General features: G+C 34.9%; 17 protein-coding genes. 10 read left to right on the top strand and 7 right to left on the bottom strand.

What is annotated here, in order from left to right:
• The first annotated feature begins 45 nt into the window (after positions 1 to 45).
• Positions 46 to 879 (top strand): EcsC family protein, encoded by an 834-nt coding sequence (locus tag NST14_RS23540; protein ID WP_001256869.1) that lies wholly within the window; start codon positions 46 to 48, stop codon positions 877 to 879.
• Positions 880 to 910: 31 nt separating this feature from the next.
• Here the strand turns inward: NST14_RS23540 and NST14_RS23535 are convergent, their stop codons facing one another.
• Positions 911 to 1,573, bottom strand: a complete 663-nt coding sequence (locus tag NST14_RS23535) for a YitT family protein (RefSeq protein WP_001244531.1) — start codon at positions 1,571 to 1,573, stop codon at positions 911 to 913.
• An 843-nt stretch (positions 1,574 to 2,416) separates the two neighbouring features.
• Here NST14_RS23535 and NST14_RS23530 point away from each other — a divergent pair.
• A complete protein-coding gene (locus NST14_RS23530) occupies positions 2,417 to 2,611 on the top strand; it encodes a hypothetical protein (RefSeq protein ID WP_000910277.1) in 195 nt (64 codons plus the stop codon).
• Between the two features lie 28 nt (positions 2,612 to 2,639).
• On the opposite strand, the gene NST14_RS23525 is transcribed toward NST14_RS23530, so the two are convergent.
• Positions 2,640 to 2,957, bottom strand: a complete 318-nt coding sequence (locus NST14_RS23525) for a radical SAM protein (RefSeq protein WP_229143040.1) — start codon at positions 2,955 to 2,957, stop codon at positions 2,640 to 2,642.
• A 166-nt stretch (positions 2,958 to 3,123) separates the two neighbouring features.
• Between NST14_RS23525 and NST14_RS23520 the strand changes: the two genes are divergently transcribed.
• The 3 genes from NST14_RS23520 to NST14_RS23510 all read left to right on the top strand — a co-directional run bounded on the left by NST14_RS23520 (position 3,124) and on the right by NST14_RS23510 (position 6,166).
• The gene (locus NST14_RS23520; protein WP_000412327.1) at positions 3,124 to 4,329 is read left to right on the top strand and encodes an argininosuccinate synthase; all 1,206 of its coding nucleotides are present in this window, start codon (positions 3,124 to 3,126) and stop codon (positions 4,327 to 4,329) included.
• Positions 4,326 to 5,714, top strand: coding sequence for an argininosuccinate lyase (gene argH, locus NST14_RS23515; protein WP_000041262.1), 1,389 nt, complete (start codon positions 4,326 to 4,328; stop codon positions 5,712 to 5,714). Before NST14_RS23520 ends, argH begins: the two co-directional genes overlap by 4 nt.
• Before the next feature lie 98 nt (positions 5,715 to 5,812).
• Positions 5,813 to 6,166, top strand: a complete 354-nt coding sequence (locus NST14_RS23510; RefSeq protein WP_229143039.1) for a DUF3139 domain-containing protein — start codon at positions 5,813 to 5,815, stop codon at positions 6,164 to 6,166.
• Between the two features lie 43 nt (positions 6,167 to 6,209).
• Here the strand turns inward: NST14_RS23510 and NST14_RS23505 are convergent, their stop codons facing one another.
• A complete protein-coding gene (locus NST14_RS23505) occupies positions 6,210 to 6,389 on the bottom strand; it encodes a hypothetical protein (protein WP_000342760.1) in 180 nt (59 codons plus the stop codon).
• Positions 6,390 to 6,484: 95 nt separating this feature from the next.
• On the opposite strand from NST14_RS23505, the gene NST14_RS23500 reads away from it, so the two are divergent.
• Together NST14_RS23500 and NST14_RS23495 are read left to right on the top strand one after the other, a co-directional pair.
• Positions 6,485 to 7,180 (top strand): hypothetical protein, encoded by a 696-nt coding sequence (locus tag NST14_RS23500; RefSeq protein WP_001252896.1) that lies wholly within the window; start codon positions 6,485 to 6,487, stop codon positions 7,178 to 7,180.
• Positions 7,181 to 7,258: 78 nt separating this feature from the next.
• Positions 7,259 to 7,930: a hypothetical protein gene (locus tag NST14_RS23495; protein ID WP_000052602.1), complete on the top strand. Its 672-nt coding sequence runs from the start codon at positions 7,259 to 7,261 to the stop codon at positions 7,928 to 7,930.
• A 55-nt stretch (positions 7,931 to 7,985) separates the two neighbouring features.
• On the opposite strand, the gene NST14_RS23490 is transcribed toward NST14_RS23495, so the two are convergent.
• Positions 7,986 to 8,444, bottom strand: a complete 459-nt coding sequence (locus NST14_RS23490) for a universal stress protein (protein ID WP_001066673.1) — start codon at positions 8,442 to 8,444, stop codon at positions 7,986 to 7,988.
• Positions 8,445 to 8,591: 147 nt separating this feature from the next.
• Between NST14_RS23490 and NST14_RS23485 the strand changes: the two genes are divergently transcribed.
• The 3 genes from NST14_RS23485 (at position 8,592) to NST14_RS23475 (ending at position 12,417) form a co-directional block, all read left to right on the top strand.
• Positions 8,592 to 9,383: an SDR family oxidoreductase gene (locus tag NST14_RS23485; protein ID WP_002163505.1), complete on the top strand. Its 792-nt coding sequence runs from the start codon at positions 8,592 to 8,594 to the stop codon at positions 9,381 to 9,383.
• 213 nt (positions 9,384 to 9,596) lie between these two features.
• Positions 9,597 to 10,730 (top strand): alanine dehydrogenase, encoded by a 1,134-nt coding sequence (gene ald / locus NST14_RS23480; protein ID WP_001219405.1) that lies wholly within the window; start codon positions 9,597 to 9,599, stop codon positions 10,728 to 10,730.
• A gap of 250 nt (positions 10,731 to 10,980) precedes the next feature.
• Positions 10,981 to 12,417: an IS4 family transposase gene (locus NST14_RS23475; RefSeq protein ID WP_001053964.1), complete on the top strand. Its 1,437-nt coding sequence runs from the start codon at positions 10,981 to 10,983 to the stop codon at positions 12,415 to 12,417.
• Positions 12,418 to 12,924: 507 nt separating this feature from the next.
• Here NST14_RS23475 and NST14_RS23470 read toward each other — a convergent pair.
• The 3 genes from NST14_RS23470 to NST14_RS23460 form a co-directional block, all read right to left on the bottom strand.
• Complete coding sequence (locus NST14_RS23470; RefSeq protein WP_000236389.1) at positions 12,925 to 13,161, bottom strand: hypothetical protein; 237 nt, start codon at positions 13,159 to 13,161, stop codon at positions 12,925 to 12,927.
• A complete protein-coding gene (locus NST14_RS23465; protein WP_000421056.1) occupies positions 13,155 to 13,331 on the bottom strand; it encodes a hypothetical protein in 177 nt (58 codons plus the stop codon). Before NST14_RS23465 ends, NST14_RS23470 begins: the two co-directional genes overlap by 7 nt.
• A 98-nt stretch (positions 13,332 to 13,429) precedes the next feature.
• A complete protein-coding gene (locus NST14_RS23460) occupies positions 13,430 to 13,621 on the bottom strand; it encodes a hypothetical protein (protein ID WP_000775177.1) in 192 nt (63 codons plus the stop codon).
• Positions 13,622 to 13,794 lie beyond the last annotated feature (173 nt).

Below are 13,794 nucleotides of genomic sequence, written 5' to 3'. Positions count from 1 at the left end.
GAAATATGTTACAATAGAAAAAAATCGAACGAGGTGGTTGTTACGATGCGATCGAAGCGAGAACAAGCCATTTTAGACAATATAAAAGAATGGGAATCGCAATTAGTTGAGCAAGAAGCGACTGATTTTCAAAAACTGTTTGATAAATGGGTACATAATACAATTGCGAAACTACCTGAGAAAAAACGAAAAGATTTCTTTACGAAAGCAGATGGATGGCTCTTTCATTTGCATGCATTGATTCAAAGTTCACAATCACAGTTAGAGGCGCGTAATCGTATTTTAGGAACATCGAGATTATTTGATGAATCGATTGAGCAACTAGAGGATTTAAAAGCATTATCTATCGATCAATTAACATACATAGCAGAGCAGCAAACAGCACGCCATCGCCTATATTCATTCGTACAAGGCGGAGCAACGGGTGCTGGAGGTTTATTATTATTAACAGCTGATTTTCCGGTTATGATTGCGTTAAATGTGAAGGCTGTCCAACTTATTGCAACGTCATTTGGGCATGATGTGAACAAGCCTTATGAAATGATGCTTGCGTTAAAGGTATTTCATGCGTCATTACTACCAGGAAGACTTCAGCAATACGCATGGTACAATTTACTGCAAGAGCTGGAACAAGAAGATTCCTTCTTCTACGAAGGAGACGAAGCGGTGTTACAACCAGCTTCGACTGAAATTATTTTAAAACAAATTTTGAAAACATTTTCGATTTATGCTCTTCGTCGTAAATTATTCCAAGGTATTCCGGTAATTGGAATGGCAATCGGGTCTACAGTGAATTATCGTTTAACAAGAAACGTTACTGAATTTGCAAATAGATTTTATCAAGTGCGCCACATAGTCGAGAAGGAAAAAAGAGCATAAAAAAAGCGAGAGGCCGAAGCCTTTCGCTTTTTTAATTTGTTGCATGCTTTTTGGACATTGGAATAGATACTGGCTGCTTTTCTTCTGCTTTTTCTGTTTTGGGATAATAAATTAAATCCAATGTTTTTGCCTGTACGGCAATCGAAAGAATAGTAAAAGCAATTTCTGTCCAATTTAAATAATATAATGAAAGCGCAAGAACAATCGCGTCAAAGACGAAGAAAATTTGCCCAATTGTAAAACGTGTTTTTTTACTTAATACAATTGTTAAAATATCGTCTCCACCGGTTGCACCGCCAAATCGCAATATAAAACCGAGTCCAATACCAGCTAACGCACCGCCAACTACTGCAGCTATAAATAAATTGTTTGATAAATCGACCGTAAATGGAGAATAATTTTCCATAAGAGAATAAAATACTCCGAATGAAATTGAACCTAAGAATGAATAGCCAACCATTTTTCTACCTAACAATGAAGCGCATAGTAGAATAATTGGGATATCCATCATTACAGTTGAAATAGATGGTGAAATATCATAAAAATTTTGGATGAATAGTGCGATACCTACAAAGCCACCTTCTGTTAAGTGGTTTTGGAAGTGAATGTGATATAGCGCTGCTGCTAAAATAAATGAACCGATTAAAACCATAAAAACTTCTTTAATAATTTGTCGACTTTGGATATTCCTCATCGTTATTCCTTCTTTCCGTAGTTAGTAGTCCTTTTTTGTGTTGTAAACTAACTACGAGCTCACATGTAGCTTCAGTTAGTTTACGAAAAAACTAACTACGCTATATGTCGCTGAAGAAATAACGAATAATCCTCTCGTCCATCAATTCTCCCTACTTTCGTTTTAGTTTAAGTCTTAAAACGACTAAACAAAACGTGGAGTAGGATTCTTCATTTAGCAATCCTGCTCTTCTTTGTTTTGTTTAGCTAGTAACAATTAAGCCCTAAACAAAACGCTATGTGTAAGAAGAGTCTTTTTTTTGCCAAATTATCCTTCGGGCAATCATAATTTCCCCACTCTCGTATTTTTTTCGCTAGACTAAAGTATCTGAGCTGGAAAATACGCTACGTGTATGATTCGTCAATACGATGCCACATGCTCCTTCGAGCGATCATGATATCAAAATCCCTTCCTTCAAGATTTATATTATTATATCATACTTTCAAAAAATGTATGCGGATGGAAACCGACAATAAACGGAGGAAATCTACAAAAATTGTTATGTTTAAATATTTTTGTAGAAAAGCCTAAGTTATTTTGGAGAATTGGACCGTTTTTTTTAGTTTGTCCAATAAGTAAGAAAAGAAGAGTTTCTATTCAGTTGTATTTTTATCTTTAAAAAACGCATCCCAGCTAATCACACTTAAAAAAGTTAAAGCGATAATAACGAAAGCACGCATAAGTGTAAGGCCTCCTTTTGTACATAGTATATGAATCATTTACTTTATAATGTGTCATTTTTTTACAAGTTTTAACTATTATGAGATTATATTAATATAGATAGATGAAGAGGAGAGTGAGAATATGCTAAAAGACATGTTTAAAAGAAAAGAGTTAATATGCGTTTCATGTCAGAAAAAGATTCAATATGAAGAAGAGCTTGTTGCTTTTGTAAAGTTGCCGAAAGAAAGAAGTATATTAGTTGGTCCATTTGATGTATGTTTGGCAAAAACAGCAAAAGAAATATATTGTAAATCGTGTTACGACAAAAAAGCATGACCCAAAGTAATTGAGGGGCATGCTTTTTTTATTGGTGTGCTTTCCCCTCAGATACATTTTGAGTGAGTCGATACCAAAGCCAAAGGTCATTAATGATGGAAGCGAGATCGGCAATTTCTGAATTCAGTTTGCAAGAAATTTCGAAGTCTTCTTCGTTATTTAAATGATGCTGTTTTGCATTAATATAATGTTCGAGTTCTTTTATACGATCAGGAATCTTTCCGCGAACTTGTTCCCATTTTAATAAAATCGCATGTTGCATTTTTTGGGGGATATCTTCCCAGTCTTCTTGTAAATGCGGAATTTCAATTCCGAGATGTTCATCGTATAAGAAATACTTTTCCATAAGTTCACCCCCGTTTTCCTGCTTATATTGTACAAAAAAACAGAAAGAAGTTCGACGAAATTGTTTGAAAAAATTTGAAAATGACTCTTGATACATTTTGTAAAAGGTGTTAAAGTGTGAATTATTATAAAAGAAAATGAATATTTATTCTTTAGGGGGATGCAAAATGGAGAAGAAAAAAGTTGTATTAGCATATTCTGGAGGCCTTGATACTTCCGTTGCAATTAAATGGTTACAAGAGAAGAATTATGATATTATTGCGCTTTGTTTAGACTTAGGGGAAGGTAAAGACTTAGCATTTGTAAAAGAAAAAGCACTTTCAGTAGGTGCAATTAAATCATATATGATTGATGTTCAAGAAGAATTTGCAAACGAATATGCATTGATGGCGATGCAAGCACACACGTTATATGAAGGGAAATATCCTCTCGTTTCGGCGTTATCTCGTCCACTTATCGCAAAGAAATTAGTAGAAATTGCGGAACAAGAAGGAGCGACTGCAGTGGCACACGGATGTACAGGGAAAGGGAATGATCAAGTTCGTTTTGAAGTTTCTATTCAAGCGTTAAATCCTTACTTAGAAGTGATTGCACCTGTACGTGAATGGAAATGGTCACGTGAAGAAGAAATTGCCTATGCAAAAGAAAACAATGTACCAATTCCGATTAATTTAGACAGCCCATTTTCAATCGATCAAAACTTATGGGGACGCAGTAATGAATGTGGCATTTTAGAAGATCCATGGGCAGCACCGCCAGAAGATGCATATGAGATGACATTAGCATTAGAAGATACACCGAATAAACCAGAGTTTGTAGAAATCGGCTTTGAAGCAGGCGTACCGACGACTTTAAATGGTACTGCATACCCACTTTCAGAACTTATTAAAACGTTAAATGCACTTGCTGGAAAACATGGCGTTGGACGTATCGATCACGTAGAAAATCGTCTTGTCGGTATTAAATCGCGTGAAGTATACGAATGCCCAGCAGCAATGACATTAATTACGGCGCATAAAGAACTTGAAGATTTAACACTCGTAAAAGAAGTAGCACATTTTAAACCGATGATTGAGCAAAAAATAACAGAGCTTATTTATAACGGTTTATGGTTCTCGCCTTTAAAACAAGCGCTTCATGCTTTCTTACAAGAAACGCAAAAGAATGTAACAGGCATGGTGCGTGTGAAATTATTTAAAGGTCATGCAATTGTAGAAGGACGTAAATCTGAGTACTCTTTATACGATGAAAAATTAGCAACGTATACTGCTCAGGATGAATTTAATCATGATGCAGCAGTTGGATTCATTTCATTATTCGGTTTACCGACGAAAGTATACAGCCAAGTGAATCAAAAGAAGGTGGAAGCGTGAGCAAACTTTGGGGCGGACGTTTTACAGAAGAAGCGGAAGCGTGGGTTGAAGAGTTCGGGGCATCCATTTCCTTCGATCAACAATTAGTAAATCAAGATATAAACGGGAGTATTGCGCACGTAACGATGCTAGCAAAGCAAGGCATCGTTACGAAAGAAGAAGCAGAGAAAATAAAGATAGGTCTTCAATATTTATTAGAAGAAGCGAAACAAAATAAATTGCATTTTTCCGTTGAAGCGGAAGACATTCATTTAAATATCGAAAAGATGTTAATTGAAAAAATCGGTGAAGTAGGCGGGAAACTTCATACTGGCCGAAGTCGTAACGATCAAGTAGCGACAGATATGCACTTATATTTAAAAGAAAAAGTAGAGCATATTATAAAAGCTACAAAACAATTGCAAACTGTTCTTGTTCATCAAGCAGAAAATAATATTGAAACGATTATGCCTGGCTATACGCACTTACAGCGTGCCCAGCCAATTTCATTTGCGCATCATATTCTCGCTTATTTTTGGATGTTAGAGCGCGATGTGAATCGTTATGAAGATTCGTTAAAGCGTATTAACATTTCACCATTAGGAGCAGGAGCGTTAGCTGGGACAACATTCCCGATTGACCGAGAATATAGTGCGGGGCTTCTTGGATTTAATGGAATCTATGAAAATAGTTTAGATGCAGTAAGCGATCGCGATTTCATATTGGAGTTCCTCAGTAACTCATCTATGCTTATGATGCACTTATCACGCTTTTGCGAAGAACTTATTTTATGGAGTAGCCAAGAGTTTCAATTTATTGAAATGAGCGATCAATACGCAACGGGAAGCAGCATTATGCCGCAAAAGAAAAATCCAGATATGGCGGAACTTATTCGTGGTAAAACAGGCAGAGTGTACGGTAATTTATTTAGCTTACTTACAGTAATGAAAGGATTGCCGCTCGCTTACAATAAAGACTTGCAAGAAGATAAAGAAGGAATGTTTGATACAGTAAAAACAGTAGAAGGATGCCTTCATATTATGGCAGGCATGCTAGAGACGATGACTGTCAACAAAGAAAAAATGGGGCAAGCTGTAACGCAAGATTTCTCTAACGCAACAGAAATTGCTGACTACTTAGCAAACAAAGGACTACCATTCCGTCAAGCTCATGAAATTGTTGGAAAGCTAGTTCTGCACTGTACACAAAAAGGAATTTATTTAGTAGATGTACCACTTGAAACGTATAAAGAAATGAGCTCGTTATTTGAAGAAGATTTGTATGAAGTGCTGTCACCATATGCAGCTGTAAAGCGTCGTAACAGTGCTGGTGGAACAGGATTTGAACAGATTGAAAAGGCTTTGGAGAAGGCGAAGGGATTAACGAAAGAAGTTATCAAGAATTGAGTTAAAAAGTACGCCAGTCTGTTAAAGTCTGGCGTACTTTCTTTTTTACTAGTATTTAAGTTATGATATAGTAAAAAAGAATAATTTAGGGGAAGTCTATGAAAAAAATAATATTTATCGTTTTACTGTTAATTAGCTTAAGTGCAAATGTTAAAGTGTTTCTCCTAGACAAATATATCTTTGTTGGTGAACAAGTAAAGCGAGAGGAAGCGATTCTTGCAACGATGTGGCACTTGCAAGAAAAAGGATATAAAGAAAGTGATATTTCTTACATAAAACCGGCCTTTTATAGTAAAATCGGTTCTTACGGTATGAATGTACAGTTTAAAGATGAACCAAATGAATCATATACATATAGAGTTTTAAAAGATGCGAAAACAAATAAACTAACTGTACACCAAGATAGCAATGAGTCTGGTGGTATGGGCGGGAAACATCAAGAGCTTAAATAAAGAAAGAAAACGACTGATGGCATTCGCCTGCAGTCGTTTTCTTTTAATCATACTTATGTCGATCTTCCGTAATTCGAATATACTCAATATCCATCAAATCACGAAGTAATGCACCATTACTTAGTTCAACGCCGTGCTTCTCTTTAAAATGAGTGCGAATCGTATCTAACATTTCGATTTCTTTCCCATTCACATCTAAAATAATACGTTCAGAATCATCCATGTGGCACCCTCCTTTTTTAAACATATATATTTTGTCCATCTATTTCTAAAAAATGTATGTTAACCTAATGTTAGGAAATAAGAAAGGGATGGAAAATGAGACGTATTTATTTTATAGGGTTAATTTTGTATACGCTAATTGTATTGCACGTTGCATTCCCAAATATCTTTTCATTTGAGGATGTAGAAACAGTACATATCGGGATATTTATCTTTATTCTATTTGTAGTAGACTGCTGTATTTCGATATGGCTTTCGAAAAGAAAACATGTACAAGATAAAAAAGAAATGGAACGAAAAAAGAGAAAACGTTCATTTTGGATGATGACGTACTGTTTGTCTTTAGTGCTTACTGCTGTCTTTTTTAGTGAGCATATTCCAATAGAAAGATTAAATATTGGATTTGGAGCGTTCGTATTTGCATACTATTTTTTCATGCATTTTCTTCCTTATATGAAAGAAAAGCGAGGAGAAGAGGAAGATCCGCTTGTAGAAGAAGCGAGAGAACAAGAGCATAAGAGAATAGAAGAAGATATACAGAAACTTGGGGAACAAAAATGGTATTTGAAATCTAAAATTATATATGTTCTTTGCTTTATTACGCCGCCAATCGGTTATTTGTATGTATTCTGCCTTCGTAAAAAAATGACAGAAGATGCAAGGCAATCTTATTTAACAGTAGCTACGATTATGATGGCATTATGGTCTTTGAAGTTTCTTCCGCCTTATGTGTTGGCGATCGTTATTGTTGTTGTGGTTTGTTTTGTGTTTATAGTAAAGTATGTGAAATAAGTTGTAGTTATATAGACTACAGCTATATAATTATAATCGTAATAGTTTTATATAATGATATTAAAAAGGAGATGCGGTATGAGCTTAATTAAATTAGTAACTAAAGCAGCCGCTAAAGTTACAGCCGAAGTAGTGGGCGGTGCGATAGAAGCAGTAGGAGAAGTTACGAATAGTAATTTCATAAAGGATGTTGGAAAAGGTGTTAATAAAGCTACTGTGAAAACTGGGGAAATCGTTGGGAATCTTGCTGATGGGACGTATGATGCTATAGGTGGTCTTATTACAGATGATAAACAGCAAGCGAAGCGAGGATACGAAGAAATACTTGGAACAGTTCAAGATACAGCAACGACAATTGGAAAAGGGATTGTACATGTTTCGGAAAAGGGAGTTGAAACTGTACAAGCAATAAGAGAAGGAGATACTGATAAAGCAATAGAAGCAGGGAAAGAATTAGCTAAAGTTGCAGCTGTAGGCGTCTTCTCAGTTGGAGTTATTGATATAGTTGATGGTGTGGATGGAATCGCCGACGGAGTAGAAGGTGATAGTGTAGCACAAGCATCAGCTCCAGAAGTAATGGATGCAGAATATACAGCGGAGGAAAACCCGAATACGCATCATGTAACACCCCATGAAAGAGTTTTACCTGACGGGAGAACAATATGGGTAGATGGTGATGGCGATACGAGTGTACATACACAAGGTGGCTGGGAACAGCATAATCCAGATTACAGAATTCCAAAAGTATAAATGAAAATAGGGTAAATAAGAGAAGCCTCTTATTTACCCTATTTATTTTTATAAATTAAAGCTCACCTTGCTCCTCATCACCACGAACAACAAGGACATCGCATTTCGCATAGCGAATAATATGTTCAGAGACGCTACCAATTAGGAAACGCTCAACAGCATTTAAACCAGTTGCACCACACATAATTAAATCTACTTTATGATTTGGAGCGATTTCTTTTGAAATTTTTGATTTAGGATTACCAAATTCTAATACAGTTTCAATTTTTTCAAGGCCAGCTTCAAGCGCAGTTTTTTTGTAGTCTTCTAATAAGTCTTCTGCAAATAGATTTGCACGTTCAGCAATTGCACGGCTATAAGCTTCTACTGCTGAGTATGCTTTTACATCAACGATATGAGCAATAGTTAATGTTGCATTGTTGCGTTTTGCGACTTGAATTGCTTTTTTAAAGGCTTTTTCTGCTTCTTTAGAACCATCCACCGCGATTAAAATATTTGTATATGTATTATTCATAGTAAATTCCTCCCAATCATTTTTATTACCGTTTACAACTTTATTATAAAACAAATTTTGGTAATGTGCTTGCCAGAAACGTTACAGAATTTCGAAAACTCTGTTTTGATTCATTTTAGTTGTAATTGGTGCGAGAACTTGTTACATATGAACTATAGCAATTTAAAAGGGGGCCGTTTTGTGAGACACGCGCTCATTACAGCCGGTACGAAAGGTTTAGGAAAGCAAGTAACAGAAAAATTATTGGCTAAAGGCTATTCAGTAACAGTAACATATCATAGCGATATCACGGCTATGGAAAAGATGAAAGAAACATATAAAAATATGGAAGAGCGTCTACAATTCGTGCAAGCGGATGTCACGAAAAAGGAAGATTTACATAAAATAGTAGAAGAAGCGATAAGCCGTTTTGGCAAAATCGATTTCTTAATTAATAATGCTGGTCCATATGTATTTGAACGAAAAAAGTTAGTCGATTATGAAGAAGATGAATGGAATGAAATGATTCAGGGTAATTTAACAGCGGTGTTTCATTTGTTGAAACTTGTCGTTCCGATTATGAGAAAACAGAACTTTGGCCGTATTATTAATTACGGATTTCAAGGGGCGGATAGCGCACCGGGATGGATTTATCGTTCAGCTTTTGCCGCAGCGAAAGTAGGACTTGTTTCATTAACGAAAACAGTGGCTTACGAAGAAGCTGAATATGGTATTACTGCAAACATGGTATGTCCTGGTGATATTATTGGTGAAATGAAAGAAGCGACGATTCAAGAAGCACGTCAGTTGAAAGAACGTAACACACCAGTTGGTAGATCTGGAACAGGTGAAGATATTGCAAGAACGATTGCGTTTTTATGTGAGGACGATTCCGATATGATTACCGGTACAATTATTGAAGTGACTGGTGCAGTTGATGTTATTCATAGACATCGATAGAGAAAAATAAAGAGAAGTTTCGAATAATTGGACAGTTTATCCTTTATGCAAAGAGGTGCGGATAATACTGTCCTTTAATATAAAATTAAATCTATCGGAAAACTTGTATTATTTTTTGTCAAATATTGAGATATTATGTTAAAATATAAGAGCGTAGAAAGCGCTTTAAAAAATGATTCAGGGGTCATTTCATAACTCAAGGGGGAACTAATAATGCGTATCGGTATTCCAACAGAAATTAAAAACAATGAAAACCGCGTGGCAATGACGCCAGCGGGAGCAGTACATTTAGTACAAAATGGTCATGAAGTTTTTGTTCAAAAAGGAGCAGGTTTAGGATCTGGCTTTACGGATGAAGAATACGTACAAGCTGGTGCGAAACTTGTTGAAACTGCTGAAGAAGCATGGAATCAAGATATGGTTATGAAGGTAAAAGAGCCAGTAGCAAGTGAATACGGTTATTTCCGTGAAGGTTTAATTTTATTCACATACTTACACTTAGCTCCAGAACCAGAATTAACAAAAGCATTAATTGATAACAAAGTTGTATCAATTGCATACGAAACAGTACAATTAGACAATCGTTCATTACCATTACTTGCACCTATGAGTGAAGTAGCAGGTCGTATGTCTGCACAAATCGGTGCACAATTCCTTGAGAAAAACAAGGGTGGTAAAGGTATTTTACTTGCAGGCGTTCCAGGGGTAAAACGCGGCAAAGTAACAATTATCGGCGGTGGTCAAGCTGGTACAAACGCAGCGAAGATTGCAGTAGGTTTAGGTGCAGATGTAACAATCATCGACTTAAGTGCAGAACGTCTTCGTCAACTAGATGACATTTTCGGTAACCAAGTAAAAACGTTAATGTCTAATCCATACAACATCGCAGAAGCTGTAAAAGAATCTGATCTTGTTATTGGTGCAGTATTAATTCCAGGTGCAAAAGCGCCAAAACTTGTAACAGAAGAAATGATTCAATCAATGGAACCAGGTTCTGTCGTTGTAGATATCGCGATTGACCAAGGTGGTATTTTCGAAACAACTGACCGTATTACAACTCATGACAACCCAACTTACGAAAAACATGGCGTTGTTCATTATGCAGTTGCTAATATGCCAGGTGCGGTTCCACGTACATCAACTCTTGCATTAACAAATGTAACAGTACCATATGCAGTACAAATTGCGAACAAAGGCTACAAAGATGCTTGCTTAGGCAACACTGCATTACTAAAAGGTATTAACACATTAGATGGATACGTAACATTCGAAGCAGTTGCAGAAGCTCACGGTTTACAATACGCTGATGCGAAAGAGCTTCTTGAAAAAGCTCCTGCTTTATCATAATTAAAATATATGTAGCCTTCCTTTTTTTAGGAGGGCTTTTATTTAAAATAAAAACATCTTATAATATATATAATAAGAAATTAGGATGAGAATGGGAGGCACAACATGGGGGATATTTATGATATTTTGTCATTTGTTTTGCTTATAGGGGTTACCATACATGCCCATCAACTTAAGAATTTTCACTACCCCCAAGTGACAAAAAACGTTATTCTTTCTAAAAAGCTAGCTAGAAAGGGTGACATTTTTTATGAATCTTTCGATTCAAGATGAATTACAACTATTTTCTGAAGAACTGTATCGTCATTTAACCCCTTCTCTTTTGGAAGAACTCGCAAAAGAATTAGGTTTTGTAAAAAGAAAACGAAAGTTTTCTGGAAATGAATTAGCTACCATATGTATTTGGGTAAGTCAACGTACAGCGAGTGACTCGCTTGTTCGACTATGCAGTCAATTACATGCGGCCACAGGCACTCTTATGAGTCCAGAAGGACTCAATAAACGCTTTGATAAAAAAGCGGTTGAATTTTTGAAATATATTTTTTCGGCATTATGGAAAAGTAAAATCTGTGAAACATCGGCCATTTCAAGCGCGGCGCTCACGTATTTTCAACGAATTCGTATTTTAGATGCGACGATTTTCCAAGTACCAAAACATTTAGCCCATGTATATCCTGGATCAGGTGGTTGTGCACAAACAGCGGGTATCAAGATTCAATTAGAATATGACTTACATAGCGGACAGTTTCTAAACTTTCAGATAGGTCCAGGAAAAAATAATGATAAGACCTTTGGAACAGAATGCTTAGACACATTACGTCCAAGCGATTTATGTATCCGTGATTTAGGTTATTTTTCATTAGAAGACTTAGATCAAATGGATCAACGAGGTGCTTATTATATATCCAGATTAAAATTAAACCATACCGTGTATGTAAAAAATCCGTTTCCAGAATACTTTCGAAACGGAACCGTAAAAAAGCAATCACAGTATATCCAAGTTGATTTAGAACATATTATGAACAATTTAAAACCCGGTCAAACATACGAAATAAAAGAAGCTTACATTGGAAAGAATCAAAAACTATTCACACGTGTAATTATCTATCGTTTAACAGACAAACAGATACAGGAACGTAGAAAAAAACAAAGTTACACTGAAAGTAAAAAGGGTATTACATTTTCAGAAAAGAGTAAACGATTAACGGGTATCAACATATATGTCTCAAATACGCCTGAAGGAGTTGTTCCGATGGAACAAATACATGACTTTTACTCCCTTCGCTGGCAAATAGAAATTATTTTTAAAACGTGGAAATCCTTATTTCAAATTCATCATTGGCAAACTATCAAAAAAGAGCGATTAGAATGTCATGTGTATGGAAGACTTATTGCCATCTTTATCTGTTCTTCTACGATGTTTAAGATGCGTAAACTTCTTTTGCAAAAGAACAAAAGAGAATTAAGTGAATATAAAGCCATTGGGATGATTCAAGATCATGTATCGCTGTTATATCAAGCGATACAGAGAAACACCCAAAATCTAACAAAGATTTTAATCCGTTTGTTCGACCTCCTACAGAAGAATGGACGGAAATCTCATCGATATGAGAAGAAAACTATCTTTGATATTATGGGTGTTGTCTATGAGTATAATGGGTTTGGAAAACAAAAGAAAGCTGCATAATTTTTAAAATGAAACTCGTTAGAGTTTATTTGGTGTGTGTACTTTTCAATACCAAAAGTACATTACGTGTTTTTTAGTTTGTTTGAACGAAAGTTCATTTTGTTTTCGTTCTTAAGTTGATGGGCATGGGGTTACCATATCATTTCGGGAAAATTGTACGTTTAAACACAATTTGGACACATTTCAAGTGTTTCCTGTACGTTAAGAGACATTTGTCCAGAAAATCTTCTTTATTTATTGTAATTTGAATGTATATTTTTGTTGTATAAGTTGGGGATATTAGGGATTCAGTGGAAAAGTAATGTTTAAAAGGATATGAAAGTAAACTAATATTCAAAATTTTACATTGGAGAATAAGAAAAAGAATTTCGATTTTAGTTTTTTTCTTATTTTGATACTATCCGTATCTTATTTCAGTTTATATATTTTGTAATACATAGATGCCTAAAAATAGAATGTGATGAGGCCTAAGAAAGAAAAGACAGCTGAGTTATTGCTGTCTTTTTGTTATTTAATTTTTGATCCAATCCATCGTCCAAGTTCTTTACCCCATTTTATAGGATAATAAGATGCATTAGTTGAAGTTGTTACAAATGTTGTTTTACCACCATTTGTGTTTAATAATTCTTTTTTTGAAAGTAGAGTACATTTGTTTTTATTCATTGTTATTTCTTCTTTTAATATATTAGTATTTTTTCTTTTTAAATTTATATAATTGATAGAGGCATTTTTATTTATTACCATTTGCCGCCTGGCATACCATGTTTATATTGCATTTCCATTGATGGACCTGGTCCTTTTGTGTATGATTCGAATTGTTCACGTATCCATTTGTTAACATTTATAGCTCCGCCATTAGTTTTTTCTATTTCTTTTTTATTAAGATTTTTTAATTTTGTTTTTTTTAGTTCCACGATTAAAATTCCCCTTATTATATAGATTTTTTATGTGTTCTAATTTATAAAATACCCCTATCAATTATATAAATTGATAGGGATATTTTTAATTATTATTACCATTTACCGCCTGGCATGCCATGTTTGTATTGCATTTCCATTGATGGACCTGGTCCTTTTCCATATTCCTTAGCAAGTTTCCAAAGTTCTGATCCAATTGTATACATGTCAAAAGGACTTACTCCACCATTTACTTTTTCAATTTCCTCTTTGTTCATTTCCTGTAATTTTGTTGTGTTTAGTTTCATGATATTTCCTCCTAATTATAATGTGTTGAAATTGCATTAATTTTTGAAATTAATAACAATATTGATTATATATTGTAATATACATATTTTAATATGCAATTTTACATATTTTTTAAAATTTGAAATTTATAATTATATAATTTACTTATTAAATTTTACATAGGAATAAGAGG

This window comes from Bacillus sp. FSL W8-0519 (genome assembly GCF_038005585.1).
Lineage (GTDB): Bacteria > Bacillota > Bacilli > Bacillales > Bacillaceae_G > Bacillus_A > Bacillus_A paranthracis.
Note: the sequence above shows the minus strand (reverse complement) of the source record. Positions and strands in the feature narration are given on the sequence as shown.

Excerpts from the sequence above, each read along its gene's own strand:
- NST14_RS23460 (WP_000775177.1), bottom strand. The coding sequence starts at position 13,621 with ATGAAACTAAACACAACAAAATTACAGGAAATGAACAAAGAGGAAATT.
- NST14_RS23525 (WP_229143040.1), bottom strand. The coding sequence starts at position 2,957 with ATGGAAAAGTATTTCTTATACGATGAACATCTCGGAATTGAAATTCCG.
- NST14_RS23495 (WP_000052602.1), top strand. The coding sequence starts at position 7,259 with ATGAGCTTAATTAAATTAGTAACTAAAGCAGCCGCTAAAGTTACAGCC.
- NST14_RS23530 (WP_000910277.1), top strand. The coding sequence starts at position 2,417 with ATGCTAAAAGACATGTTTAAAAGAAAAGAGTTAATATGCGTTTCATGT.
- NST14_RS23540 (WP_001256869.1), top strand. The coding sequence starts at position 46 with ATGCGATCGAAGCGAGAACAAGCCATTTTAGACAATATAAAAGAATGG.
- NST14_RS23475 (WP_001053964.1), top strand. The coding sequence starts at position 10,981 with ATGAATCTTTCGATTCAAGATGAATTACAACTATTTTCTGAAGAACTG.
- NST14_RS23485 (WP_002163505.1), top strand. The coding sequence starts at position 8,592 with ATGAACTATAGCAATTTAAAAGGGGGCCGTTTTGTGAGACACGCGCTC.
- NST14_RS23505 (WP_000342760.1), bottom strand. The coding sequence starts at position 6,389 with ATGGATGATTCTGAACGTATTATTTTAGATGTGAATGGGAAAGAAATC.
- NST14_RS23500 (WP_001252896.1), top strand. The coding sequence starts at position 6,485 with ATGAGACGTATTTATTTTATAGGGTTAATTTTGTATACGCTAATTGTA.
- ald (WP_001219405.1), top strand. The coding sequence starts at position 9,597 with ATGCGTATCGGTATTCCAACAGAAATTAAAAACAATGAAAACCGCGTG.
- NST14_RS23490 (WP_001066673.1), bottom strand. The coding sequence starts at position 8,444 with ATGAATAATACATATACAAATATTTTAATCGCGGTGGATGGTTCTAAA.
- NST14_RS23520 (WP_000412327.1), top strand. The coding sequence starts at position 3,124 with ATGGAGAAGAAAAAAGTTGTATTAGCATATTCTGGAGGCCTTGATACT.
- NST14_RS23510 (WP_229143039.1), top strand. The coding sequence starts at position 5,813 with ATGAAAAAAATAATATTTATCGTTTTACTGTTAATTAGCTTAAGTGCA.
- NST14_RS23470 (WP_000236389.1), bottom strand. The coding sequence starts at position 13,161 with ATGGTAATAAATAAAAATGCCTCTATCAATTATATAAATTTAAAAAGA.
- NST14_RS23535 (WP_001244531.1), bottom strand. The coding sequence starts at position 1,573 with ATGAGGAATATCCAAAGTCGACAAATTATTAAAGAAGTTTTTATGGTT.